Genomic DNA, 24026 nt, shown 5'->3' on the forward strand with positions numbered 1-24026 from the left:
GACCACGCCCGTTTCACCTTTTCAATATGGTATACGATTCATAGGAGGTCAACTATGTATTCAGCAAATGCCCTATTTGTAAGGGCGTTCCTTGGATTGGGAGGTGCGCTTTAGATCCGGCGGCCGACAGCGAGGGCGATGGGGCGCAACTCGTCCATGAGCTGTTGGAACGTGGTGAGTTTCAGCGATTGCCGCCCGTCCGACTGGGCGGTTTCCGGGGTGGGGTGGACCTCGATAAGCAAGCCGTCGGCCCCGCAGGCCACAGAGGCTTTGTCCATTGGCGCCACATACTCCCAGTGGCCGGTCCCGTGGCTGGGGTCTGGAACCAACTGGATGGCTTTAGTAAAATGGAGCAGGTCTGCTAAGTGTCTACCGTCGGTCGAACCCACCCGCTCCACGGTGGGCGAAGGTACGCCTCCACGCAACGGCAGCATCGAAATCGACCGGATAGCAACGAATGAAAAAGCAAGGGCTTCCCCCACTCTCCAGGGGACAGTGCACTTTCGTCTTTTACGTCTCAATAAGACCAGCCGGTTTCAGATGAATCGATTTGCACAGGATTTAGTTGGACAGTCTGACGATTCTGCTTGCACTGACAGGTCCGTTGGTGTAAATAAGCCAATCAAGAGGAGGGATACCAATGACAAAGAAAAAGGCAAAACGCGTCGTCGTCAAGCCTCTCGAGGCCGTTGGCTGGCTCGGCACTTCCGGGTATCAGACAATTGTAGCTCGTGAGGTAATCGTGGCTGGCCCAACCGCAAAACACCCGGGGAAGGTAACGGCTAGGTCCTTACTAACCGTTCCTCGATCCGCAGCGGTAATCATGCGACAGAAATAATTAAGTAAGAAGCTCCCTATCCCTGCTGCTCTTTCCGGTTTGTCGCTAAAATGGTTCTCTGCCGCGCGATATAGGGACGGGCACGAGAAAAAATCTCGTCAAAGCGGCCAGACCTAATCCCTTCAAAACGTGTGACCTCGATATTAGCGATCTTGAGGCGATCTGCCGCGCGGATATCGGGGTACACCTCGTTGAAGACGATCGATCCAACGCCCGCCTGCGTAATTTTCTCCGCACACTGGAAGCACGGAAACGTTGTGGTATATAAGGTCGCACCTCGTGCCCTGAGCCCAGCGATTAATAGTGCAGCAACTTCGGCGTGGATCGCGGTGCACCAGCTCATCGCCCGCTCCGGCCAAAAATACTTTTCCAGATTTGAACCGCAGCACACGCACTTCCAGGGTGGCTCCTCCGTTCTAGGCTCCGCGATGGCCCTGCCACAGTTGGGACATCTTGCTCTTTGATTTGCAAGAGTACGATATGAGTCGTAACGCACGATATCGCGATAACACCTGCCGGGAACGCCATTTTTAAGGTCGGCACCATACCCCGGCTCCTCGACACAAGGCATGGTCACGCTTGGATTTTCGTTGAAGCCTTGGCCGACAACTTCCCCCAGTTGCGAGGGTGGGGCATCCACAAGGACCGCTCCTACCTGACGCTTCAAGCACTTGGAGCCGTGCGATGCAGAGTACGCCAGATTCATCAGAATCTCCTCCGGCCGCGCGTACCGAGGCGATTCACCGGTCAACAGGTTGACGTAATCCACCAGCTTAGAACGCAGACGTGTGAGAGTCACTGAATTATCGTTGTTGATCAGAACATCAGAGTTATCAACACACAGCTCTACTTGCTGTCCAAACGGATCTTCTTGGTCGCGGTCCCGTTCATTATCAGCAGTGAACTTCTCGAAGGCGTCCTCACCCTGATAAACATTCGGCAAGCGATCAAAACGATCCGAGGTTGTGCAATCAAGTGCAATGAGATAAAAATTGCGCCCAAAGTGCTCTCGTAAGGTTTGAATCTCTCCGATATTACGAATACCGTCAACGACTATCTTGTCGTAAGTGGTACCTGATTCGAGGTTTGTTAGCATCCGCCCAGCTAGCTCTCCAGGGTTGTGCGCGCTTATGCGAATCTCATTGCCGAGCGCCTGCAAATCGGATCGTTGAGGGCGCCTTCTAGGGTAACGCCTCTTCCATTCGTCACGAATTATGTCGGACAGCACAAATACAGAATAGCCGAGGCGGTCCCTTAGGATTCCCGCGGCAGTGGAGCAACCACTCCCAAAAGGGGCCGTGAGACCAATCGCAACACTACGGCTGGAAAGGCTCATCGACTACTCCTTGCATTGTACTGGTTGTGACACTGTCGCTGACGTACACCCGGCTAGGACGGGCGAAGGCCGTCTAGCGCTATGCCGATAAACGCCGAACAAAAAGCGGGGGATAATCCGCAAACCGCTGTGGGACCTCCCCCATGCGGTCGTCTGACGCCTGGGCTGCAGTGGCTGACACATGCCAGCGCCGGCCACTGCAGCCCTTAGTTGGGTGTTTATGCAGATAGCTTCTTGTATATCGATGTGATTTGGTACAAGGCAGAATAGCAAGCTTTACTCTTGCCCATATTCCAGGGATTATGGTTGGCAATTTCCTGATAGACGGCTTTTGCTGCTCGTATTAGCTCATCTTCAGAAAAAAAGTGTGGAGGGTCGATTCGCCAACCAATGGGGGTTTTCTTGGCGAAGGCCGACAGGGAGGCAATAATCGGGAAGATAATGCCATCCGGAACCTCCTTAATCTCCCTGCCATCTCTTTCAATTGCGCGTATACCAGTGCCGACGAAACCCTGATGGGACTTCCACTTGTCGTAAATTTCAAGGGCCTGAGCCGCGATATCCAAGTAGAACTGATATAGTTCGACATACTTACCTTGTTCTGGATCTGACGGGTCAGTCTTTCTCTTGTAGATCTCCTGAAAATCTTTCAAGCACTTAGTCTTCATGCTGTAGGTATAGACCTTGTTCATATCACCGGGCTTGAACCACAGTTCTTCTGGGACTAGAGCAGTTATGACTTGCAGGAGTCTCTCCGTCTTGATGTAATCATCTGAAAGCTTAGTCTCAGACTTTTGGAGCTTGGCATCGGGCAGTTTAGCCTGGAGGCTCTGTTCAAGCTCATCCAATTGTCCGAGCCTTCCTGCGATTGAAATAGTCATAACATCATTCTGGAAGTTCCGGGCAATCGAGATCTCAGCAATGAGGTCTTCGTTGTCCGATACCACAACTTCAAACTTTATGTGAGAGGGGAATACATCTTCGGGATTCCTGTTCTTAAGGAAATCCCTGATCACTCCTTGAGTCTGAGAGCCATTAATTATGCTTGGCCTCCGCAGAATAAGATATTTGTCTTTTTCGTTAATTTCACAGTCTCGTGCAACTATCACTATTCCACTATTTAATACAGAGAAGTTGTGGGGGTTGTTTTCCAGGGTATCTTGAATGGCTTTATGCACTTGAGTCGGTCTCCGCTTCTTCCTGCCCTCTGCTTCGAGAAGATAGTCGCGAACGTTTTCATCGGTAGGAAGGTCTATTGCAGCAGAGATGGGGGCATGACCAACATAAATACGTCTATTGTTGTCGATGTCTTCTGGGGAGCTAATGTGACGGACGCTGTGGAAGGGGAAATGAACTTCTTTGCTCTGCTGCGCTGCTGTGAGCCTAGGCATGGCACTCCTCCTTTTGTTCAGTTGAGGCCATCCATTCAAGGCCACCAGAACCATTCTGGGGCAGGATGAGCCAACTAGAAGCAATTGTACGTGCCGCATGAAGGATGTCAAGGAAAATCGAACGCCTAACTATTCTCCCTCTACAATGATCAGCCTCTCCCAAACTGCTTTCTTTTCAGCCGAGGCAGACGGCACAGTGTTCGCTCTTGCTTGGCAGCGAATTCCCATGGACTCTGACTATGGTGTGAGCAGCTCAAAATATGGACATAGATCCTCGAAGTGTGTATATCGCTGCGCCTCAGGGGCGTTTACAGGATACGGATACTGTTATCGCCATTTTCAACAAATACGCGAAGGACTGGTGCGTCGCTAGGCCGTCTATGTGGCTAGCAGACTCTCTACCTCTATATCCTCATCAACCTGTGGCCAGTGGATGCCGATACCGTCACCGATCAGTTCCCACTGGGCGCGCTGTTCAGCAGTTGCCCCCAAGAGGCGAGGAAACCACTGAAGCGGCGCGGAGATCTCTCGCCCATCAGCCAGCAGCACACGCAGGGCGTCCTCGGTAAAGGATACCTCCCTGGCAAGCGGCTCAAGTTTCTCTACCAAAGTGCGCATACCATCTCCTTTCAATCTCGGCCCTATTGTCCTCGATCAGCCTAGCGATCTCCTGCAATTCGTGGCTACGAAAGTTGCGGGAACGCGCAAGCTTGAGCGGTCGCATCCAATACTTCGCGTATCCTCGATCCTTTGCGACATGTACGTGCATCGGCTCGCCGCGATCAGGGCTGAAAAAGAAGATGCGATACCCTCGTAGGTTATGGAAAATTGTGGGCATATCGGCAGCTTACCTCTACCCTCACCTCTCCGCATGGCAGCGACAAGAACCTGACCTACCGACCTCCCTGTCATAGTCGAATCCGTTACACGAAACGGGGGAACGTATCAACGCGACCCGATGCTAATCCGCAGGTTAGTTGAATGTCAAGGATAAGGTGGAGGTGGACGACTGGGCGCGCCGAAAGCGCGAAGCTAGATCCGGCGGCCGACGGCCGAGGCGAGGGGGCGCAGCTCGTCCATGAGCTGCTGGAACGTATTGAGCTTGAGCGACTGCAGCCCATCCGACTGAGCCGTCTCCGGCGTCGGGTGGACCTCGATCAGGAGGCCGTCGGCCCCGCAGGCCACAGAGGCCTTGGCCATCGGCGCCACATACTCCCAGTGGCCCGTGCCGTGGCTGGGATCGATGACGACCGGCAGGTGGGTCAGTTTGTTCAGGACCGGGACCGCACTCAGGTCGAGGGTAAAACGGGTGCTGGTCTCGAAGGTCCGAATCCCGCGCTCGCAGAGGGCGACGTTGTAGTTGCCCTCGGACAGGATATACTCGGCCGCCATGAGGAACTCCTTGATGGTAGTCGCCATCCCGCGCTTGAGCAGGACCGGCTTGCCGACCTCGCCGACCCGCTTGAGCAGGGCGAAGTTCTGGACGTTGCGGGCGCCGATCTGCAGGATATCGGCATAGGCCGCGACCAGGTCCACGTCGTTGGGGTTGACCACCTCGGTGATGATCTTCAGCCCGGTGGCCGCCCGCGCGGTATCCAGGAACTTGAGCCCCTCCTCGGCGAGTCCCTGAAAGGCATAGGGCGAGGTGCGCGGCTTGAACGCCCCGCCCCGCAGGACGGTGGCGCCGGCCGCCTTCACCGACCGGGCGGTCTGCACCATCTGTGCCTCGCTCTCCACCGAGCAGGGGCCGGCCATGACGACAACGGCCGGTCCGCCGATCTCCAGCTCGCCCACCCGGACGATGCTCTTGCCGCCCTTGACCTCACGGCTGGCCAGCTTGAACGGCTGGAGGATCGGAACGACCGTATCGACGCCCGGCATGACCTCGAGCGACTGCAGGCGATCCTTGCCCCGCTCATCCCCGACAGCCCCGATAACCGTCCGCTGCGTCCCCTCAATGATATGGGCCTGGTAGCCAAGCTCCTCGATCCGCCGAATGACCTCTCGGATCTCGCTTTCGTGGGCCCCCGTTTTCATAACGATAATCATACCGGTCTCATTGTTCCGACGGTCGTCCCTTGGCGGCGACCGCCATCCGGGCCAGCGCCCGCTCAAGGGCGACCTGCGCCCTGGCATGATCGATGGCCTCATCCCCAAAGCGGCGCAGCCGCTCCTCGGCCCGCGCCTTAGCCTCTTTGGCCCTGGCCACGTCGATTTCTTCCGGCCGCTCCGCCGACTCCACCAGGATGATCACCTTGTCGGGGCGAACCTCGGCGTACCCCCAGTCAACGGCCAGAAACCGCTCCTTCCGACCTCGGGTGTAGGACAGCTCGCCGATCTTCAGCGTCGTCATAAACGGGGTATGGCCTGGCCAGACGCCGAAATACCCCTCCTGGCCGGGGGCCATCAGCTCTTCGACCTCTTCGCTGATAATCAACCGCTGAGGCGTCACCACCTCGAGCATGAATGTGTAACCGCGCTGTTCTGCCATGACGTGAGGATGCCTTATGCGGCGGGATTATTTGTGGCCCGCCAGCCGTTCGGCCTTCTCCCGGGCCTCATCGAGGGTCCCAACCATGTAAAATGCCTGCTCCGGCAGCTCGTCCGCCTTCCCCTCGATCAGCTCCTTGAACCCCTGGATCGAGTCTTTCAGTTTGACATAGCGACCCGGCTGCCCGGTAAACTGCTCCGCGACGAAGAAAGGCTGCGAAAGGAATCGCTGGACCTTTCGCGCCCGCGCCACAACGAGCTTGTCGTCTTCGGACAGCTCGTCCATTCCCAGGATGGCGATGATATCCTGAAGGTCCTTGTAGCGCTGCAAGATCTTCTGAATCGACCTGGCCACAGCGTAGTGCTCATCACCGACGATCCGGGGGTCGAGGATTCGGGAGGTGGACGCCAGCGGATCGACCGCGGGATAGATCCCCAGCTCCGTAAGCTGGCGGGAGAGAACCGTTGTCGCATCCAGGTGGGCAAAGGCCGTCGCCGGGGCCGGATCGGTGATGTCGTCAGCCGGGACGTAGATGGCCTGGACCGAGGTGATAGACCCCGTCTTGGTCGAGGTGATCCGCTCCTGCAACTCGCCCATCTCCGTGCCCAGCGTCGGCTGGTAGCCGACCGCCGAGGGCATCCGGCCGAGGAGCGCCGAGACCTCGGAGCCGGCCTGCGTGAAGCGGAAGATGTTGTCGACAAAGAGGAGCACATCCTGCTTCTCCTCGTCTCTGAAATATTCGGCCACGGTCAGGCCGGTCAGCGCCACCCGCAGCCGAGACCCGGGCGGCTCGGTCATCTGGCCATAGATCAAGGCCGTCTTCTCAATAACCCCCGACTCCTTCATCTCCAGCCAGAGGTCGTTCCCCTCGCGGGTTCGCTCGCCCACCCCTGAAAAGACCGAGATGCCGCCATGCTCCATGGCGATGTTGCGGATCAACTCCATGATGACGACGGTCTTGCCGACCCCGGCGCCGCCGAAGAGACCGGTCTTACCGCCTTTGGTATACGGCTCCAGCAGATCGACGACCTTAATGCCGGTCTCCAGGATCTCGACCTTCGTCGCCTGTTCGTCGAAGGCCGGAGCGGGGCGGTGGATCGGGTAGTGCTTCTTTGCATCCACCGGTCCCTGTTTGTCGACCGGCTCCCCGATGACATTCATGATCCGACCAAGGGCAGCCTGGCCCACGGGAATGGTGATCGGCGCACCGGTATCGACCACATCCATCCCCCGGATCAACCCGTCGGTGGAGGAGAGGGCGATGGCACGGATCCGGCTCTCGCCCAGGTGTTGGGCTACCTCGATCACCAGCCGTTCGCTGTAGGAAAAGATATCTTTGGTCTGCTGGGCCTTGACCTCAAGGGCGTTGTAGATAGCCGGCAGCTTGCCCGGCTCAAACTCGACATCGACGACAGGCCCGATGACCTGTACGATCTTCCCCGTGTTCATCATCTCACTCCTGTGTCATTGCGAGGCGAAGCCGAAGCAATCTCACAGACTTTCAGGACAACGACGATGAGATTGCCACGCGCCCGTTGGTCGCTCGCGATGACGGCATGTTCTAATCCTTCAGCGCCCCACGCACTATGCACCTCTACCCGCGGGCCGCCCGCAATGCCTCGGCCCCACCGACCACCTCGAGCAACTCCTTCGTGATCCGTTCCTGTCGCGCCTTGTTGAACTGAAGCGTCAGCAGGTCGATCATCTCGGAGGCGTTCTTGCTCGCCGCATCCATGGCCGTCATCCGGGCGCCGTACTCGCCGGCCAGCGATTCCATAAGCGCCCGATAGACCTGCACCTCAACATGCTTGGGGAGCAGCCCCTCCAGGATCGCCTGGGGCGACGGCTCGTAGATAAAGTCGAGGGCGGCTATATCCTCCGGGGCCTGTAGCGGCTCGATGGGGAGGAGCCGCTCCACGATGACCCGCTGGGTGGCGACCGACTTAAACTCATTATAGATCAATTGGATCTCGTCCGCCTCCTCGGCGATATAGGCGTTGGCCAGCTCCCGGCCCAAGGCGGCCGCATGGCTGTACGCCAGACGATCGAAAAAGCCAACCTGCTCCGACCGGATGGTGTAGGGGCGTCGTCGATAGAAATCGCGCGTCTTACGCCCGACCACCATCAGCGTGACGGTGGTGTCGCCGGGCGTGTTGCGGAGAAGGTCGAGCGACCGGCGCATGATGTTCGCGTTAAACCCGCCGCAGAGCCCCTTGTCGGCGGCGATGATGACGACCATCTTCTTGCCGGTTTCGCGCCGGCAGAGGAGCGGATGATACGTGGGGTCGGCCCTCAGCGCCAGGCTGGCGAGCACCTCCTGCATCTTGTAGGCGTAGGGGCGGGCCTCCAGGATCCGGTCCTGGGCGCGGCGCAGCTTGGCCGCCGCCACCAGCTTCATCGCCTTGGTGATCTGCTGGGTGCTCTTGACCGATGTGATGCGCCGCTTAATATCGCGTAGTGTCGCCATGTATCTTTTGTGCGTAGGGGCGCTGCTCGCTGCGCCCTCACCGGGCAGGGCAAGCCCTGCCCCTACACCCTATACCCTATCCCCTGTCTTTTACGCTGCCTTTCGGGCGGCCAGAAACTCGGTTTTGCACTCGGTAATCGCCTGGTCCATCTGGGCGCGGAGCGCATCGCTCAGTTCGCGCTTTTCCCGAATCTCCTGGAAGATACTCGGGTACCGCCCCTGGACGGAGTGGAATAGCGCCGCCTCGAATTGAGAGACCGCGTCGACCGGAAGATCATCCAGGTGGCCGGCCGTCCCGGCGTAGATGATGAGGATCTGCCGCTCGACCTCAAGCGGCACATACTGTCCCTGTTTCAACACCTCGACCATGCGTGCGCCCCGATTGAGCTGGGCCTGGGTCGCCTTGTCCAACTCGCTCCCGAACTGGGCGAAGGCGGCCATCTCACGATACTGCGCCAGGTCGAGTCGAAGTTTGCCGGCCACCTGCCGCATCGCCTTGATCTGGGCCGAGCCGCCGACCCGGGAGACCGACAGGCCGACGTTGATAGCGGGCCGGACGCCGGCGAAGAACAGGTCGGTTTCCAGGTAGATCTGGCCATCGGTGATCGAGATGACGTTGGTCGGGATGTAGGCCGAGACGTCGCCGAGTTGGGTTTCGATGATCGGCAGCGCGGTGAGCGACCCGCCGCCCAGATCGTCATTCAACTTGGCCCCGCGCTCCAGCAGGCGCGAATGCAGGTAAAAGACGTCGCCCGGGTAGGCCTCGCGGCCGGGCGGCCGACGCAGCAGCAGCGAGAGCTGGCGATAGGCCTGGGCATGCTTGGACAGATCGTCGTAGACACAGAGGGAGTGACGGCCGGAGTCGCGGAAGTACTCGCCCATGGCGCAGCCGGCATACGGGGCGATATACTGGAGCGGCGCCAGTTCCGACGCGGTCGCGGCAACAACCGTGGTGTAGGCCATCGCCCCAGCCTCTTCCAGCGTCTTGACGACCTGGGCGACGGTAGAGCGCTTCTGTCCGACCGCGACATAGACGCAGAAGACGTCCTTCCCCTTCTGATTGATGATGGCGTCGATAGCGACGGCGGTCTTGCCGGTCTGGCGGTCGCCGATGATCAGCTCGCGCTGACCTCGGCCGATCGGGATCATCGCGTCGATGGCCTTAATGCCGGTCTGCAGCGCCTCCTTGACCGGTCGGCGGTCCACCACGCCGGGGGCCAACCGCTCGATGGGCCGAAGCTCCTGGGCGTCGATGGGGCCCTTGCCGTCTATCGGCTGGCCCAGGGCGTTGACGACCCTGCCCACCAGCGCCTCGCCCACCGGCACCGAGGCGATCCGCCTCGTCCGCTTAACCAGATCGCCCTCTTTGATGGCCTCGGCCTCGCCCAGCAGGACCGCGCCGACATTGTCTTCTTCGAGGTTCAGCACCATCCCGTAGACGTCGTGCGGGAACTCCAGCAGTTCGCCGGCCATGGCCTTCTCCAAGCCGTGGATGCGGGCGATCCCGTCGCCTGCCTCGATAACGGTGCCGACCTCCGCCACATCCACCAAGGCCTCGTAACCGGCCAGTTGCTGCTTGATGATTTCGGTGATCTCTTCCGCTTTGATCTGCGCCATTCCGCTACCCTTTCAGTATCAGCGATACTCGCTCTTCAGCAGGTGTTCGCGTACCCTTTTCAGTTGTGTCCTGACGGATCCATCGTAGATGGTGCTGCCGATCTGCGCCACAAAACCGCCCACAATGGCAGGGTCGACCTGCGCCTCCAGATAGATCTCTTTCCCGGTTGCGGCCTTCAGGCGCTCCTTCAGTCCCCGCATGATCGGTTCGGGCAGCGGGGCCGCTGAGGTGACGGTTGCCTTCCCGCGGCCCAGCCGCTCGTCGGTCAGTTCCTCATACGCGAGGACGATCTCGCCGAGGTGCGCGAACCGTCGTTTTTCCAGGATGAGATTCAGAAAATTCGCGGTGAGCGGCTTCACGCCGGTCCCCTCCGCAATCGTGTGGAGAACGCGCCGCTTATCGGTCAGCGGGACGGCGGGGCTTGCGAAGAAGATCGTGATCTCGCGCGTCCGCTTGATGGTCTCGACCACGGTATGGAGATCGCGTCCGACCGCCTCCAGCAGGTGCTGGTCCGACGCGACATCGGCCAGCGCCTTGGCATATCGTCTGGCGAGACCGGCGGCCCTCACCGGCCGCTCCCGATTTCGGCCATCACCTGCTCGGCCAGGCGACGGTGATCATCGGTCGTCAGGCTGCGGGCGATGACGCGCTCGGCGACACCGAGAGAGAGCCCGACCACCTCCTGGCGAAGCTCGGCCTTGGCCCGTTTGACCTCCTGCTCGATCTGCGCCTTGGCCTCGGTGACCAGACGGGCGGCCTCGTCACGCGATGCCTTGAGCAGACGCTGCCGCTCCTCCTCCACCTCGCGGACCGCAGCCTCTCGCATGGCGGCCGCCTCCCGGCGAGTCGCCAGAATCTGCGCCTCGTACTCCTTCTGCGCCTGGGCGGCGGCCTCTTTCGCCGTCTTGGCCTCCTCCAGCGAGCGCTTGATCCCGTCGGCCCGCGTGGCCAGGAACTGGGTGAGCGGCTTAAACAGGAACTTGTACAGTACGGTGATCAGGATCAGGAAGTTCACCACCTGAATAAGCAGTGTCATATTCAGGTTGATGATCCCGGGCTGCTCCCCGCCCCCATGGGCCTCCTCGGCGGCCCAGACAGGGAGGGCCGCGACAAGCGACAGGCCGAGGCAACAGGCGACTGCCGCAACAAGTCGAATACGATCCTTCATCATGGTTTTCGTTCCCCCATATTTAACCCTGTCATTGCGAGCGACCAGAGGGAGCGCGGCAATCCCACCGTTCTCCTCCAGAAACATTACGAGATGGCTTCGTCGCTCCGCTCCTCGCAATGACGATTGTTATTTCTGTTCTTGGCTGGCGGCATTCGTGTCCGGCAGCGACGAACGAACGATGAAGTAGCCGCCCATGCCAAGCTGAACGACAAGCAGGCCGAGCGCCATTCCGATCAGATTCACAGGCAGGTAGACGATCGCGAGAAACACGATGAGGGCGACCCCAAGGAGCCTCAGAATGGATCGGACCCACCAGTACCGCTGACCACGCGATCGGGGCGTCGAGCGCTCCGTGAGACGGACCACCGTGAGAACAATCAGCCTGAAACTGAACAGGCTAACGAGGGCGCCGACGGCCAGGCCCAGGGCCCAATCCCACTTCCCGAACAGTCCGAAACCGACGAGCCCGGCCGCGATAAGGCCAAGCGCGCCAACCTGCGTGCCCCGGACGAACTGCTCCCGCTCGTTCATACCACCAGTAAAAGACGCCACCGGGCCCCTTGAGTCGAATCCGGCAGCCCTCTACACGCCAAAGACCCCTTAGCTTGCCCTATCGTTCACAATCTGTCAAGCCTTTTTTGCCCACAACGCCACAGCCGACCTCGGCATCGGCCGCGACGATGGCGCCGCCCACGAGCAGGTCGGGCTCGGACGCATCGTAGAACACGGCCGCCTGGCCCGGCGCGGGTGCGGGCTGGGGTTCCTCCCACCGGACCCGGACCCGCCCGTCGCCAAGGGGACTCACCGTTGCCGGCATCGCGGCCTGCCGAGAGCGAACCTTCACAAAGACGGGCCGCTCGTCGTTCAAGCGGTCCCACGCGATCAGGTTGAGCCGGTCGGCCACAAATTCATGCCGCTGCAACTCATCCCGTCTGCCCACGACGACCGCGTTGGCCGTCGGGTCAAGCCGGATGACGTAAAAAGGGCCCCCCGCCATCCCGAGGCCGTTGCGCTGACCGACGGTGTAGAGCGCCAGGCCCCGGTGCTGTCCGAGAATCCGGCCGCCGCTATCGGTAATGGGGCCGGGTCGCAGACGGTCCCCGCACTGTTCCCGAAGGTAGGTCCGGTAATCGCGGCCGACAAAGCAGAGGTCCTGACTGTCGGCCTTGTCGGCGATCCGCAGGCCATAGGCCGACGCCCATTCCCGGACCTGGATCTTAGTCATCTGACCAACGGGAAATGAGAGTCTTGCGAGCTGGTCCTGGGTCAGACTGTAAAGAAAGTAGCTCTGGTCCCGCTCGTTGTCGATTCCGCGGCGCAGCAGGTAACGACCCCCAGGTCCTCGCGTAACCCACGCATAATGTCCGGTCGCCAGTTGCGCGGCCCCCAACCCCACCGCCTGCTGCAGCAGGGAGCCGAATTTGATCGTCTCATTACAGCGCACGCAGGGATTCGGGGTCAGTCCGCTGAGATACGCTTCTGTAAACTCGCGGATCACGTCGCGATGAAACTGCGACTCATAATTCAAGACGTAATAGGGGATGCCCAGTTGCGAGGCCACACACCTCGCGTCCTCGGCGTCCTTCGCGGAGCAGCAGCGGTCGGCCCGCTCCGAGCCGTTCCCGGCGTCTCGAGGCAACAGCCTCAGGCTGATCCCGACAACCTCATACCCCTGCTCCATGAGCAGCGCAGCGGCAACGGCGCTGTCGACCCCGCCGCTCATCGCCACAACAACTCTCGGTTTGCGCTTCATGGATTTGATCCTTGTCTTTTCCGCTCTTACCCTATCCCCTAACCCTTATCCCCTGTGCTTGTGCGGCGCGGACCCGTGCCACCAGCGGCGGCAAGAGCTCGATGACGCGCTCGACCTCCACCTCCGTCGTCCCGGCGCCCAGGGAAAACCGGATCCCGCCCCCGTCGATCTCCGGCGTTCGGCCCATCGCCTGCAGCACATGTGACGATTCAAGCGAGCCCGCGGCGCAGGCGGCACCCGCGGAGGCCTCGACCCCCTCCAGATCCAGGGCGACCATCAGTAAGTCCGCCCGAATCCCCTGAAACGAGATGTTGGAGGTGTTGGGCAGCCGTCGGTTCGGGTCGCCGTTCCGCCGCGTCCCGGCGATCCGGCCAAGAGTCGCCGCCTCGAGGCGATCCCGGAGCGCCCGTAGTCGGTGGCCCTCGGCCGACATCGATGCGAGCGCAAACCTGGCCGCACAGGCCAGGCCGACGGCTGCGGCCACATTTTCCGTCCCGGCTCTCATGCCGTGCTCCTGCTCCCCTCCATGTATCTGTGGGGTGATCTGTGTCCCCGGGCGAATATAGAGCGCCCCAATTCCCTTCGGCCCGTAAATCTTGTGCCCCGATACAGTGAGCAGATCGACTCCCATGGCCTCGATATCTACCGGCAAACGACCGAAGGTCTGAACGGCATCAACATGAAAGACGATCCCGCGCTCCCGCACAAGCTGCCCGATCTCGGCGACTGGAAAAATCACCCCGGTCTCGTTGTTGGCGTGCATAAAGGAGACAACGATGGTGTCGGGTCGAAGGCTTCGCCTGACCGTCTCTGGATCGATCAGGCCCTCGACATCGACCGGCAGATAGCTGACCTCGAAACCCTGAGCCTCAAGGGCGCGACAGGCATTGAGGACGGCCCGGTGCTCGACCGCCGAGGTCACGATGTGGCGTCCGCGCTCCCGTGCGGCCCAGGCCGCGCCCTTGATGGCCAGATTGTCGGCCTCTGTGCCCCCCGACACGAAGACGACACTCGCCTTGTCCCGTGCGCCAAGCGCCGACGCCAAGGTCTCGCGGGCCTCTTCCAGCGCCCGTTTGGCTTCGCGACCTGGACGATGGCCCGAGTTTGCGTTGCCGAAGCACGACTCGAAATGGGGTCGCATTGCGTCCAGAACCCCTGGCCGGACGGGGGTCGTAGCGTTATAGTCAAGGTAGATGCTCATCTGGCTGAGCAGACCGTGCCGAACAGGCGGGCGCCGACTATCAGGAGATAGAACGTAAGAAACGGCCACAGCAGGAGGCCAACGGCCGGAATGGCCCCAATGAGCCCCGCCACAATGAACGCTCCGAGGGCGAGCAGATATGCCTCGACGTACTCTGCTAGAACCGTTCGGATCTGCCCCCAGACAACCGCAGGGTGCAAGACGGCCTCAAGCCGCCGCTCCTCTAGATACCTCGCAATCCCCATCGGAAGAAAAAATCCGACCGTGATCCCCGCGAGCATTCCGACCATGACCAGGACGACACCCAGCACCAGTCTGGTTCCCCCCTTGACCAGGAGGCCGAAGCCGGAAACGACGAAGAGGATGGGGACGATCTCGTAGGCCATGGTCAGCGCAAACAGCAGCAGCCCCTTCGCGGACAGGCTCGCCCATTGCCGCCATGACGGTAACGAGCCCGCCGGAGGGATCGCGAGGGCGCCCTGAAAGGTTGCCAGCACAAAGCCGAGGATGGGAAAATTGGCGGCCTGCGCCAGCAGGGAGCCTGCGGGGGCGAGGTCTCGAGTGAGCAGGAGGCTCAGGGTGACAAACAGGCCCTCGAGGAGCAGTCCGATGCCGCCCCCTATCGCAATCTTCCGCGGCCACTCCCGATCTTCCAGGGGGAAGGCCAGCGCCTTCGCTGCCCGGTTAAGCAAGTCGGCCCCGGCAATGTTTCACGTGCAACATCTATCACTCAGCCGCGCCCGCAGATGCGCTCGTAGATCCGATCGAGGTCGTCCATCGAGTAAAATTCCACCTCGATCTTCCCCCCCTTTCCCTTCCTGCTGATCTGAACCTTGGTGCCGAGCGCCTGTCGAAGGGCGTCCTCGGCTACCAGAATCGCCGGTTCGTTGGTTGTCGGGCGCCGCCTGGAGGCGTCGGGCTGTTTCAGCCGTCGAACCAGCGCCTCGGTGGCGCGTACGGACAGGCCTCGGCGAATCGTCTCGTCACGCACCCCGATCTGGTCCGCGGGCCGCTCAAGACCCAACAGGGCTCGGGCGTGCCCTTCGGACAGGACGCCGTCAATCAGGTCGGTCTGGATCGGCTTGGGCAGCTTGAGAAGCCGGAGTGCGTTGGCCACCGACGAGCGGTCCCGACCGACCCGCCGCGCCACCTCTTCCTGGGTCAACCCAAACTCATCCTGAAGTCTCAGGTAGGCCTCAGCCTGCTCAATCGGGTTCAGATCCTCCCGCTGCAGGTTCTCGACCAGCGCCACCTCCAGCGCCTGATGGCTGGAGAGCTCCTTCACCAGGGCCGGAACCGTGTCGAGTCCCGCAATCCGCGCAGCCCTGAGGCGCCGCTCCCCGGCCACCACCTCGAACCGCCCTCCGTCTCGACGAAGCAGAATGGGGAGAAGCACCCCATGCGCCCGGATGGAGGCCGCCAGCTCGTTGAGCTTGGCATCGTTCATGGAGCGGCGGGGTTGAAGCGTGCCCGGCACGATCTCCTCTATGCGAATCTGCATGACCCCGGACCGCTCTGCCCCGGGGATCAATGTCTCCAGCCCCCTACCGAGGGCCCTGCGTTGCGCCATCGATGATCTCCCTGGCTAGGTGAAGGTAACTCTCGGCCCCAGACGAACGACTGTCATACAGCAGAACCGGTTTCCCGAAGCTGGGCGCCTCGCTCAGTCGTACGTTTCTGGGAATCACTGTTCTCAGGACCGAGTGCGGAAAGTGGCGCCGCACCTCCTGTTCTACCTGCTCACAGATATTGAGCCGCATGTCGTACATGGTCAGGACGATCCCCTCGATCTGCAGATCAGGGTTGAGCCTCGCCCGACAGAGGGTGATCGCCTCCATAATGCGGGCCAAGCCCTCCAGGGCGTAGTATTCGCATTGGAGCGGGATCAGAACCGAGTGAGCCGCCGCGAGGGCATTGACCGTCAGCAGACCAAGGGAGGGCGGGCAGTCGATCAGGACAAAGGCGTATGTGTCCGACCCTGCCCCTAATGCACCCCTCAGGCGATCCTCTCGATCCGCACTCAAGGCCAGCTCGACCTCGGCCCCAATCAGGCGCTCGCCTGCGGGGACCAGGTCCAGCCCTGGGGCTACCGTCGGTCGCGCCACCTCAGCGACCTTCACCCCCTCCATCAACAGGTCATAGGCGGTCGGCGTCGCCTCGCGCCCTATCCCCAATGCGCTTGTGGCATTACCCTGGGGATCCAGATCAACAAGGAGCGTCCGCTGCGCTGATGCGGCAAACGACGCCGCCAGATTCACCGCCGTTGTCGTTTTGCCGACCCCACCCTTTTGGTTCGCGATAGCGATGATCCGCATTCCCCTCCCCCTCTCACTTAACCCAGAAGGGTAACACAGCCGGCGACGGCAACAAAGCGCAGAATTGCGAGAGGTTTCACGTGAAACATAGTTTAGCGGGCAGTCTTCTCCAAGATAAGCAGACAGGTGGGCGCATAGCCGGTATCGGGGGCGGGTCCATCTACGATCTGTACTCGTATTCCCATTGGTGTGAGCAGAGGGCGCATCGACGGAAGCGCGTCGCGCGCCTCTTGGCCCGCCTGCAAAATCAGTCGCCCGCCAGGCCTGAGGAGCGGTTCAACCAGACACGCCATCGCCGGAACCGGCCCAACCGCACGCGCAAAGGCCACATCATACCTGCCCTGATGCTCGGGATTGGCGCAAAGCTCTTCCGCTCTCGCCTGGATACACCGAACCCCGACCAGCCCAAGACGTCGAATAATCGCCCGCAGAAAGGTGGCTCGGCGACGCCTCGGCTCCAGTAAGACCATGTTGATCTCCGGGTAGCCGATCTTCAACACCAGGCCGGGGAAGCCCGCGCCCGATCCGATATCGATGGCATGCACGGTCGGGGTGGGCTCGAAGGCGAGCCGGTGGGTGAGGGAGCGCAGGAATCCTTCGCGAACGATCGCGCCCTCGGATCTCAACCCGGTCAGATTTACCTGAGGAGCCCACCGTTGCAGTTCAGACAAGTAGATGCCGAGGGCATCCCGCTGGGGCGGTGTTAACTGAAGCCCTATGCGATCCAGCCCGCGGCGCAGCAGCTCGCTACCGCTGACCGCAGCCCGTCGGCCCTCTGCGGGCACCGGTCGGATCGGTCTTTTAGGTGGTTTCCGGTCGACTGAGGGCGAGCTTGCCTTGCCTCTGTAGCCAGGCCTGCTGGCCCATCTGGAGGACATTGTTTACAAGCCAGTACAACACCAGCCCCGAGGGGAAGTTCCAAAACATAAAGGTGAACAGTGTCGGCATCATCCACAGCATCATCTTGGCCTGCTGCGGATCGCTTGAGCTGGGGGGAGACATCTTTTGCTGAAAGAACATGCTGGCCCCCATGAGGAGCGCGAGCAGGTTGAAGGGGTAGTCCTTCAAGCCCCACATCTCTACTGTAAAGAGCGCATCCGGTCGTGAGAGATCGTTGATCCAAAGAAACGGCGCCCGCCACATCTCCACCGAGCTCGAAAGGGCATTGTACAACGCAACGAAGATCGGGAGTTGAAGCAGCATGGGGAGGCAGCCGCCCAATGGATTGACCCCGTGCTTTCTATACAGCGCCATGACCTCTTGTTGTTTCTTTGTGGCATTGTTCTTGTTCCGCTCCGAGATGGCCGCAATCTTTGGTTGCAGGTCCTTCATTGCCTGCATCGATCGAAGACTTTTTACCGTCAGGGGATGCAATACGATCTTCTGGATCAAGGCGACCAAAATGATTGCAACGCCGTAGTTCCCGCTGACACGATGCAAGAACCGGAGCAGATAAAGCGCCGGGCGGGCGAGCGCGTCAAACCACCCCAGGTCGACGAGTTGACTCAGGTCAGATCCGGCCGCCTTGAGATGGTCGAGCTCCTTCGGCCCGCCGTAGAAGGCGAAGCGTTGAATCAGCTCCCCTCCCGGGTCGATGCTCTGCGCCGACGAGGCAAGGGCGATTACCGGTTGGCCCTCCGGCGCCTTGCGCACCACCGCCACGCTGTCTTTCCCCTCCGGCAACAGTGCTGCGGCAAAATACAGATTCTGCAGGGCCGTCCACGACACCCGCCCGCTATGCGTGACGGGGTCTTTCAGGCTGCGAAGGTCATCCGTCACACGACGGCCGTCTATCCAACTTGTGGCCGACACCGCCTCCGCGGTTTGCTTACCGGCCCCGCTATAAAAACCCGGACCCCACGCCAGTTCTGGTGTAATGGTGATCGGCTTCTTGCCGGTGTTTTTCCAGAACAGTTCGACCTCAACGCGGTAACTGTTGGTCTTGAATGTCAGACGCTTGGAGAGCTGAAGAGGCCCGCCTCCGCGCGATGAGAAGGTGATCGCTCCGGTGTCGGACGCTGACCGAAGGCTGAGTTGCGATTTATCGGCATCGAAGTCGGCAGGCGCCGGCTCCTCCGGATTGCCGCTCGAGGTCCACAGCGGGCGCAGCAACCCGTCCTGCGGCGACGCTACCAACTCGAGCCCCTGCCCGTTGGCAATCCGATACTGGTTGAGCCGCCAACTTTTCAGCGCCCCACCCCGAGAGGAAAAGACGGCGCGCACGACATCGGTCTCCACGACAACCTCTCGCTCCGGCAACGCGGGCACAGCCTCCCGTCCACGCGGTTGGCCTGATACAGCGACGCCTTCACCTCGCTGGGGCGCTGTCGGTGTTGTCGTGGTAGAGGTAGGCTCTTTCTTCGACGGCGCCTGCGGCCCTCGAGGGCCAGGCAGGAGGAATTGTGCGCCGAAAAGAATGATGGTCGCAAGCGCGACCGCCAACAGTGCACGAGCTTGATTCGACATGGAGCTCCTATCTTTTATGGCTACCGATCCAGCCCGGAGACCGATTATTGAACCGGATCGTATCCACCCTCGCACCAGGGGTGACATCGGGCGAGTCGGCGCACCGCAAGCAGCAGCCCCCGCGTCAGTCCGTACCTGCCGATCGCTTCGTACGCATAATCACTACACGTCGGGTAAAATCTGCAGGCCGGGGGGAGTAGCGGCGACACAACGACCTTGTATGCTGCCAGCATCCCTCTAGCAATGAACGCTGGCATCATCCGATTTGACCGATTTGGAGGGATTCGGTGGTGAGTGTCTGCACACATATTCAAAAAGGCTGCGAATTTGATTCCTCATATCTCGTCGGCTCAGCGCGCCGATCCCTTTTTTGGAGGTGATGAGAATCTCAATATTCTCGGGAAGCCGGTCACGATTGAGTCGGAACGCCTCGCGTGATTGGCGTTTTGCCCGGTTTCGAACGACTGCTGCCCCCGTGCGTGCGCCGAACGCCAATCTAAGCGCTTGTTTTTTTGTTGACGCAAACCGAGCATAAAGCGTAAAATAACCGGTGTAAAAAGCCCTTCTTGGCCGAGCTGTACCGCTCGATTCCGGCTGTTGCATTTCCGTGATCGATCTCTAACGTTTGAGACTATTAGACTGGCGGCACACAGCGGGGGCGAAGAACAAGATTAATTACACGGTGAGCCTTTTTCGGCCCTTAGCCATTCTTCGCTTGATGACATTTCGGCCGTTTGGGGTGCTCATTCGAGCAAGGAAGCCGTGCGTTCGTTTTCGCTTACTGTTATTAGGTTGGTACGTCCGTTTCATAATAAGTTCCCTTTGAACAGTAGAGGGTTGACGTCCAATTGATCACGAAAATGAAGCTAAATATAACTTCTCACTTTTCCGCTGTCAAGCCCAAATAGTGTATGGAACCCACTGGGCTGACGCGTATTGCCTTCCTTTTGCTCTGCGTGATGTAGGTTTTTATCTAAGTATCTGAATATAAAGCGATAATAGTTTTCAACAGGTGTGGACAAGGTGTGCGTAAGTGACCGGTCTCGACAGGGTACCGTTCGCTGTGGGAACCCTGTTGACACCTGTTGATACACTTCGTGAGTGTGCCGGTTTTACACAGCATTCAACTGACACAGAATCTCTATAGAGCCGGTGTGCATGCGGCTTGATTAAATCATCCACATTTCCAGGGGCCCTATTACTACTTCGATCTTTACAAGATCTTCTTAAAGATATTTTAATAGAATAACCCCATAATCCTTTCGGAGGAGTGAGGAGTATATGCACATCAACGCGTTGCGGGATGATCTACTGGACGGTGTTGGGCCTATTCAGGCTGTTGTTGAAACCAAACGAAGTCTTCCCATCCTCTCCCACCTTCTCCTTGAAGCCTCCTCCTCCCACCTGTCGGTGTTTGGAACCGATTTGGATGTTGGGGTCCGCAAACGGATTCCTGGACAGGTGTTACAGGAGGGATCTATTGCGCTTTCAGCCAGAAAACTCTATGAAATTGTCCGCGAGCTCCCTGCAACTACCGTTGACCTTACCGTTGATGGGGAATTGACCGCCACGATCACCTGTGGCAACTCCGAATTCAAAATAAAGGGCCTCTCCCGGGATGATTTTCCATCGATGCGCGAAGCCAAGCAGGGCGGGATTGTCCTGGATCGTCGCCTGTTTCGTGATATGATTCGCCGGACGCTTTTCGCCGTCTCCTCAGATCAGACTCGGTATACATTAAACGGCATCCTTTTTCGGGTGACGCCGACGGATGTGCGAATGGTGGCGACCGACGGTCATCGGCTGGCCATAACGACCCATGAGCTGTCGGCTGATAGCTGTCAGTTAACCGCTCAAGTCGATGCTATTATTCCGCGGAAGGCTGCGGCTGAGACGCTGAAGTTACTGCGAGAAGATCCTGGAGAGGTGATGATTGAGATTTCCGACAATCATCTACTCCTTCAGACCGATGATACCCTGATTGATGCGCGTCTTATTGAGGGACAATTCCCTAATTATGAGCAGGTCATTCCTGTGAATGCGACCAAAGAGGTGACCGTCAACCGCGAGACCTTTGTTGCGGGGCTTCGGCGTACATCCACCATTCTTGGTGAGCGCGCGCTCCCCACCACCTTGAAGTTGATACCCGGGAGGCTGCTGTTGAGTTGTGTCAACCTTGATCTTGGGGAGGCACGGGAACGTCTCGATGTCGAATATCAACAGGAGGAGGTGACGGTAGGATTCAACGCACGGTATATCCTGGATTTTCTTGGTGCGTTGACTACCGATCAGGCGACGATCCGGTTGCAGGATGCGCTCAGTCCGGCTCTGTTTTCCGGTAAGGGCGACGCGCGATATACGTGTGTTATTATGCCGATGAGGCTTTAGAGAGTGACCGGCGAGTCGGCCATTGTTCACTGATCACGTACCACCGATTATTGGTCACTACTTACCGATAGGACGAGGTGTATGAATCAAGAATCGAAAGATCACCCCAACCCTCTGACGAGTCAGGGTGGACCGGACCCATCGACCCCGGTTGAGGTCTACGACGCGACCCAGATCCGGATCCTCGAGGGTCTTGAGGCGGTACGGAAGCGCCCGGCGATGTATATCGGCAGCACGGGTCCGGACGGGCTCCACCACCTCGTCTACGAAGTTGTGGATAATAGCGTGGATGAGGCGCTCGCCGGATACTGCGACCAGGTGGAGGTGACGATCCACTCGGACAATAGTATCAGTGTTCTGGATAACGGCCGCGGCATCCCGATCGATATCCACGAGCAGACCGGCCGGCCGGCCGTGGAGGTGGTGATGACCACCCTTCATGCCGGCGGCAAGTTCGATAATTCGGCCTACAAGGTGTCGGGCGGGTTGCACGGCGTCGGTCTGTCCGTCGTCAATGCGCTTGCAGAGCGGCTCGAGGTCGAGATCTGGCGTGACGGCAAGCGGTATCTTCAACAGTATGAGCGGGGCAAGCCGACGGGTGATCTTGAAGAGGTCGGGAAGGCGCGGAAGACCGGAACCCGTGTTACCTTCGTTCCGGACCGTGAGATCTTCGACGATCGAGTATTCAGCCTCGATACCCTCAGTAATCGGCTGCGGGAGCTGGCGTTTTTGAATAAGGGCCTCCGTATTCGGCTGACCGATGAACGGATCAACGAGACACGGGAGTTCTACTATACGGGGGGGATCCGGTCGTTCGTCGAGTTGCTGAATGAGAACAAGGCCGTTCTTCACCCCAAGCCGATCCATATCGAGGCCCAGCGTGACCTGACCGTCATTGAGGTCGCCATCCAGTACAACGACGGCTACGGCGAGACGGTGTTCTCCTTTGCCAACAACATCAATACCCATGACGGCGGGACCCATCTGATCGGATTTCGATCGGCCCTGACCAGGACGATCAACAGTTATGCCGCCTCTCACGATCTGCTGAAGAACCTCAAGGCGACGCTTACCGGCGACGACATCCGTGAGGGGCTCACCGCCGTCATCAGCGTGAAGCTCCCCAACCCTCAATTTGAAGGGCAGACCAAGGCCCGCCTCAACAACCCCGACATGAAGGGCCTGGTGGAAACCGTCGTCAATGAGAAGCTGGCCGAGTATCTGGAAGAGAGCCCGGCCATCGGCCGGCGTATCGTGGAAAAGGCCGCCGACGCGGCCCGCGCGCGGGAAGCGGCCCGCAAGGCAAAAGAACTGGCAAGGCGGAAGGGCCCGCTCGACGGGGATGATCTGCCTGGCAAGCTGGCCGACTGTTCCGAGAAAAATCCCGCCCTCTGTGAGCTGTATATCGTTGAGGGCGATTCGGCCGGAGGCTCGGCGAAGCAGGGCCGCGATCGGCGATTTCAAGCGATCCTGCCGCTGCGGGGGAAGATCCTGAATACCGAGCGGGCGCGGGCCGACAAGATGCTGTCGTCGGCGGAGATCCGGGTCCTGATCTCGGCCATCGGAGCCGGCATCGATCCCGAATTCGACCTCGGGCGACTGCGCTATCACCGGATCATTATCATGACCGATGCCGATGTTGATGGGGAGCATATCCGGACGCTGCTGCTCACCTTTTTCTTCCGACACCTGCGTGAAATCGTCGAGGGGGGCCATCTCTACATCGCCCAACCCCCGCTATACAAGGTCAAACGGGGGAAGGTCGAACGGTATCTCAAGAACGACCGGGCGATGGAAGAGCACCTGTTGGAGACCGCGGGCGAAACACTCCGGATAGACGGCAGCAACGGCGGGACCGCCTGGACCGGGCAGCGACTGGTCGGCATCCTTCGGAAGCTGATGGTGTGGCAAGGCTGCCTGCGGGCCATGGAGCGGCGTGGGCGGCATCCCGGCGTTGTGGCGGCGGCGGTCCAGGCCGGCGGCGTCTCCTACGGCACGCTGAGAGATGAAGGCAAGACGGACCGGCTCCTCGCGCGGCTGCTGGAGATATTGCGGTCCCAGGCGGACCGGCTGGGGCCGGTTGAAGGACGGATCGAGTGGGATGAAGAGGAGGCGGCCAATCGGATTATCCTCTCCCTTGGCGGTAACGGCAAAGGACAGCGCAGCATCACGACGATCGATCAGGCGCTTGTCGGATCGCCGGAATACCGGGAGCTGGAAGGGGCGGCCGCCGCCCTGTCGGGACTTGGCGCCCCCCCGTTCGTAGTCGCGACGGAGGGTGATACCGCGACCGCCGAATCATGGAGCGATCTGCTTGATAAGAGTCTGACATTGGCCAGAAAGGGTCTCACGATCCAGCGATACAAGGGTCTCGGCGAAATGAACCCCGAACAGTTGTGGCAGACCACGATGAATCCGGAAAGCCGGACCCTGCTTCATGTGAAGGTCGAGGATGCGGTGGCCGCCGAGCAGATCTTTACCACCCTGATGGGCGATCAGGTGGAGCCGCGTCGGCTCTTTATCGAGCGACATGCCCTGGAGGTCAGCAATCTGGATATCTAGGTGACAGCCAGGGTGTAGGGCGTAGAGGG

At 59.9% G+C, this 24026-nt stretch carries 25 protein-coding genes and 1 pseudogene; 3 read left to right on the plus strand and 23 right to left on the minus strand.

Going from position 1 to position 24026, the window contains the following annotated elements; all coding sequences use genetic code 11:
* Window positions 1–110: 110 nt before the first annotated feature.
* Window positions 111–329, minus strand: a pseudogene (locus C3F12_13420) (3-deoxy-7-phosphoheptulonate synthase).
* A gap of 311 nt (window positions 330–640) precedes the next feature.
* Here C3F12_13420 and C3F12_13425 point away from each other — a divergent pair.
* The gene (locus C3F12_13425; protein ID PWB42905.1) at window positions 641–838 is read left to right on the plus strand and encodes a hypothetical protein; all 198 of its coding nucleotides are present in this window, start codon (window positions 641–643) and stop codon (window positions 836–838) included.
* A gap of 16 nt (window positions 839–854) precedes the next feature.
* Here C3F12_13425 and C3F12_13430 read toward each other — a convergent pair whose 3' ends face one another.
* The 22 genes from C3F12_13430 to C3F12_13535 form a co-directional block, all read right to left on the minus strand.
* Window positions 855–2174: a hypothetical protein gene (locus C3F12_13430; protein ID PWB42906.1), complete on the minus strand. Its 1320-nt coding sequence runs from the start codon at window positions 2172–2174 to the stop codon at window positions 855–857.
* 218 nt (window positions 2175–2392) lie between these two features.
* The gene (locus C3F12_13435; GenBank protein PWB42907.1) at window positions 2393–3565 is read right to left on the minus strand and encodes a hypothetical protein; all 1173 of its coding nucleotides are present in this window, start codon (window positions 3563–3565) and stop codon (window positions 2393–2395) included.
* Between the two features lie 378 nt (window positions 3566–3943).
* Window positions 3944–4183 carry a DUF2442 domain-containing protein gene (locus tag C3F12_13440; protein ID PWB42908.1) on the minus strand — a complete coding sequence of 80 codons (240 nt, stop codon included), beginning with the start codon at window positions 4181–4183 and terminating at the stop codon, window positions 3944–3946.
* Window positions 4158–4403, minus strand: coding sequence for a DUF4160 domain-containing protein (locus C3F12_13445; GenBank protein PWB42909.1), 246 nt, complete (start codon window positions 4401–4403; stop codon window positions 4158–4160). The genes C3F12_13440 and C3F12_13445 overlap by 26 nt, the downstream gene beginning before the upstream one ends.
* A 194-nt stretch (window positions 4404–4597) precedes the next feature.
* The gene (gene aroF, locus C3F12_13450; protein ID PWB42910.1) at window positions 4598–5614 is read right to left on the minus strand and encodes a 3-deoxy-7-phosphoheptulonate synthase; all 1017 of its coding nucleotides are present in this window, start codon (window positions 5612–5614) and stop codon (window positions 4598–4600) included.
* Window positions 5615–5621: 7 nt separating this feature from the next.
* A complete protein-coding gene (gene atpC, locus C3F12_13455; protein ID PWB43035.1) occupies window positions 5622–6029 on the minus strand; it encodes a F0F1 ATP synthase subunit epsilon in 408 nt (135 codons plus the stop codon).
* Between the two features lie 54 nt (window positions 6030–6083).
* The gene (atpD, locus tag C3F12_13460; protein PWB42911.1) at window positions 6084–7505 is read right to left on the minus strand and encodes a F0F1 ATP synthase subunit beta; all 1422 of its coding nucleotides are present in this window, start codon (window positions 7503–7505) and stop codon (window positions 6084–6086) included.
* 145 nt (window positions 7506–7650) lie between these two features.
* Window positions 7651–8523, minus strand: coding sequence for an ATP synthase F1 subunit gamma (gene atpG / locus C3F12_13465; protein PWB42912.1), 873 nt, complete (start codon window positions 8521–8523; stop codon window positions 7651–7653).
* Window positions 8524–8613: 90 nt separating this feature from the next.
* Window positions 8614–10140 (minus strand): F0F1 ATP synthase subunit alpha, encoded by a 1527-nt coding sequence (locus C3F12_13470; protein PWB42913.1) that lies wholly within the window; start codon window positions 10138–10140, stop codon window positions 8614–8616.
* Window positions 10141–10158: 18 nt separating this feature from the next.
* A complete protein-coding gene (gene atpH, locus C3F12_13475; protein ID PWB42914.1) occupies window positions 10159–10710 on the minus strand; it encodes an ATP synthase F1 subunit delta in 552 nt (183 codons plus the stop codon).
* On the minus strand, window positions 10707–11396 hold the full coding sequence (atpF, locus tag C3F12_13480; protein PWB42915.1) for an ATP synthase F0 subunit B: 690 nt from the start codon (window positions 11394–11396) through the stop codon (window positions 10707–10709). The genes atpH and atpF overlap by 4 nt, the downstream gene beginning before the upstream one ends.
* A gap of 42 nt (window positions 11397–11438) precedes the next feature.
* A complete protein-coding gene (locus tag C3F12_13485) occupies window positions 11439–11843 on the minus strand; it encodes a hypothetical protein (GenBank protein ID PWB42916.1) in 405 nt (134 codons plus the stop codon).
* 79 nt (window positions 11844–11922) lie between these two features.
* Window positions 11923–13065, minus strand: a complete 1143-nt coding sequence (locus C3F12_13490; protein PWB42917.1) for a tRNA 2-thiouridine(34) synthase MnmA — start codon at window positions 13063–13065, stop codon at window positions 11923–11925.
* Between the two features lie 31 nt (window positions 13066–13096).
* Window positions 13097–14266 carry a cysteine desulfurase NifS gene (locus C3F12_13495; GenBank protein PWB42918.1) on the minus strand — a complete coding sequence of 390 codons (1170 nt, stop codon included), beginning with the start codon at window positions 14264–14266 and terminating at the stop codon, window positions 13097–13099.
* Window positions 14263–14973 (minus strand): hypothetical protein, encoded by a 711-nt coding sequence (locus C3F12_13500; GenBank protein PWB42919.1) that lies wholly within the window; start codon window positions 14971–14973, stop codon window positions 14263–14265. The genes C3F12_13495 and C3F12_13500 overlap by 4 nt, the downstream gene beginning before the upstream one ends.
* 23 nt (window positions 14974–14996) lie before the next feature.
* Window positions 14997–15836 carry a chromosome partitioning protein ParB gene (locus tag C3F12_13505; GenBank protein ID PWB42920.1) on the minus strand — a complete coding sequence of 280 codons (840 nt, stop codon included), beginning with the start codon at window positions 15834–15836 and terminating at the stop codon, window positions 14997–14999.
* Window positions 15811–16581 (minus strand): chromosome partitioning protein ParA, encoded by a 771-nt coding sequence (locus tag C3F12_13510; GenBank protein PWB42921.1) that lies wholly within the window; start codon window positions 16579–16581, stop codon window positions 15811–15813. Before C3F12_13510 ends, C3F12_13505 begins: the two co-directional genes overlap by 26 nt.
* Window positions 16582–16673: 92 nt before the next feature.
* Window positions 16674–17459 carry a 16S rRNA (guanine(527)-N(7))-methyltransferase RsmG gene (gene rsmG / locus C3F12_13515; protein PWB42922.1) on the minus strand — a complete coding sequence of 262 codons (786 nt, stop codon included), beginning with the start codon at window positions 17457–17459 and terminating at the stop codon, window positions 16674–16676.
* Window positions 17383–19134: a hypothetical protein gene (locus C3F12_13520; protein ID PWB42923.1), complete on the minus strand. Its 1752-nt coding sequence runs from the start codon at window positions 19132–19134 to the stop codon at window positions 17383–17385. The genes rsmG and C3F12_13520 overlap by 77 nt, the downstream gene beginning before the upstream one ends.
* Window positions 19092–19307 (minus strand): membrane protein insertion efficiency factor YidD, encoded by a 216-nt coding sequence (locus C3F12_13525; GenBank protein ID PWB42924.1) that lies wholly within the window; start codon window positions 19305–19307, stop codon window positions 19092–19094. The genes C3F12_13520 and C3F12_13525 overlap by 43 nt, the downstream gene beginning before the upstream one ends.
* Window positions 19285–19650: a hypothetical protein gene (locus tag C3F12_13530; GenBank protein ID PWB42925.1), complete on the minus strand. Its 366-nt coding sequence runs from the start codon at window positions 19648–19650 to the stop codon at window positions 19285–19287. The genes C3F12_13525 and C3F12_13530 overlap by 23 nt, the downstream gene beginning before the upstream one ends.
* 72 nt (window positions 19651–19722) lie before the next feature.
* Window positions 19723–19857, minus strand: a complete 135-nt coding sequence (locus C3F12_13535) for a 50S ribosomal protein L34 (protein PWB42926.1) — start codon at window positions 19855–19857, stop codon at window positions 19723–19725.
* Between the two features lie 471 nt (window positions 19858–20328).
* Here C3F12_13535 and dnaN point away from each other — a divergent pair, with 471 nt between their 5' ends.
* The gene (gene dnaN, locus C3F12_13540) at window positions 20329–21435 is read left to right on the plus strand and encodes a DNA polymerase III subunit beta (GenBank protein ID PWB42927.1); all 1107 of its coding nucleotides are present in this window, start codon (window positions 20329–20331) and stop codon (window positions 21433–21435) included.
* A gap of 81 nt (window positions 21436–21516) precedes the next feature.
* Complete coding sequence (gyrB, locus tag C3F12_13545; GenBank protein PWB42928.1) at window positions 21517–23997, plus strand: DNA topoisomerase (ATP-hydrolyzing) subunit B; 2481 nt, start codon at window positions 21517–21519, stop codon at window positions 23995–23997.
* Window positions 23998–24026: the final 29 nt, after the last annotated feature.

The organism is Candidatus Methylomirabilota bacterium (genome assembly GCA_003104975.1).
Classification (GTDB): Bacteria; Methylomirabilota; Methylomirabilia; order Methylomirabilales; family Methylomirabilaceae; genus Methylomirabilis.

Coding starts and splice junctions, on each gene's coding strand:
- C3F12_13425 (PWB42905.1), top strand. CDS start 641: ATGACAAAGAAAAAGGCAAAACGCGTCGTCGTCAAGCCTCTCGAGGCC.
- C3F12_13430 (PWB42906.1), bottom strand. CDS start 2,174: ATGAGCCTTTCCAGCCGTAGTGTTGCGATTGGTCTCACGGCCCCTTTT.
- C3F12_13435 (PWB42907.1), bottom strand. CDS start 3,565: ATGCCTAGGCTCACAGCAGCGCAGCAGAGCAAAGAAGTTCATTTCCCC.
- C3F12_13440 (PWB42908.1), bottom strand. CDS start 4,183: ATGCGCACTTTGGTAGAGAAACTTGAGCCGCTTGCCAGGGAGGTATCC.
- C3F12_13445 (PWB42909.1), bottom strand. CDS start 4,403: ATGCCCACAATTTTCCATAACCTACGAGGGTATCGCATCTTCTTTTTC.
- aroF (PWB42910.1), bottom strand. CDS start 5,614: ATGATTATCGTTATGAAAACGGGGGCCCACGAAAGCGAGATCCGAGAG.
- atpC (PWB43035.1), bottom strand. CDS start 6,029: ATGCTCGAGGTGGTGACGCCTCAGCGGTTGATTATCAGCGAAGAGGTC.
- atpD (PWB42911.1), bottom strand. CDS start 7,505: ATGAACACGGGGAAGATCGTACAGGTCATCGGGCCTGTCGTCGATGTC.
- atpG (PWB42912.1), bottom strand. CDS start 8,523: ATGGCGACACTACGCGATATTAAGCGGCGCATCACATCGGTCAAGAGC.
- C3F12_13470 (PWB42913.1), bottom strand. CDS start 10,140: ATGGCGCAGATCAAAGCGGAAGAGATCACCGAAATCATCAAGCAGCAA.
- atpF (PWB42915.1), bottom strand. CDS start 11,396: ATGTTTCTGGAGGAGAACGGTGGGATTGCCGCGCTCCCTCTGGTCGCT.
- C3F12_13485 (PWB42916.1), bottom strand. CDS start 11,843: ATGAACGAGCGGGAGCAGTTCGTCCGGGGCACGCAGGTTGGCGCGCTT.
- C3F12_13490 (PWB42917.1), bottom strand. CDS start 13,065: ATGAAGCGCAAACCGAGAGTTGTTGTGGCGATGAGCGGCGGGGTCGAC.
- C3F12_13495 (PWB42918.1), bottom strand. CDS start 14,266: ATGAGCATCTACCTTGACTATAACGCTACGACCCCCGTCCGGCCAGGG.
- C3F12_13505 (PWB42920.1), bottom strand. CDS start 15,836: ATGGCGCAACGCAGGGCCCTCGGTAGGGGGCTGGAGACATTGATCCCC.
- C3F12_13510 (PWB42921.1), bottom strand. CDS start 16,581: ATGCGGATCATCGCTATCGCGAACCAAAAGGGTGGGGTCGGCAAAACG.
- rsmG (PWB42922.1), bottom strand. CDS start 17,459: ATGTCCTCCAGATGGGCCAGCAGGCCTGGCTACAGAGGCAAGGCAAGC.
- C3F12_13520 (PWB42923.1), bottom strand. CDS start 19,134: ATGTCACCCCTGGTGCGAGGGTGGATACGATCCGGTTCAATAATCGGT.
- C3F12_13525 (PWB42924.1), bottom strand. CDS start 19,307: ATGATGCCAGCGTTCATTGCTAGAGGGATGCTGGCAGCATACAAGGTC.
- C3F12_13530 (PWB42925.1), bottom strand. CDS start 19,650: ATGCAACAGCCGGAATCGAGCGGTACAGCTCGGCCAAGAAGGGCTTTT.
- C3F12_13535 (PWB42926.1), bottom strand. CDS start 19,857: ATGAAACGGACGTACCAACCTAATAACAGTAAGCGAAAACGAACGCAC.
- dnaN (PWB42927.1), top strand. CDS start 20,329: ATGCACATCAACGCGTTGCGGGATGATCTACTGGACGGTGTTGGGCCT.
- gyrB (PWB42928.1), top strand. CDS start 21,517: ATGAATCAAGAATCGAAAGATCACCCCAACCCTCTGACGAGTCAGGGT.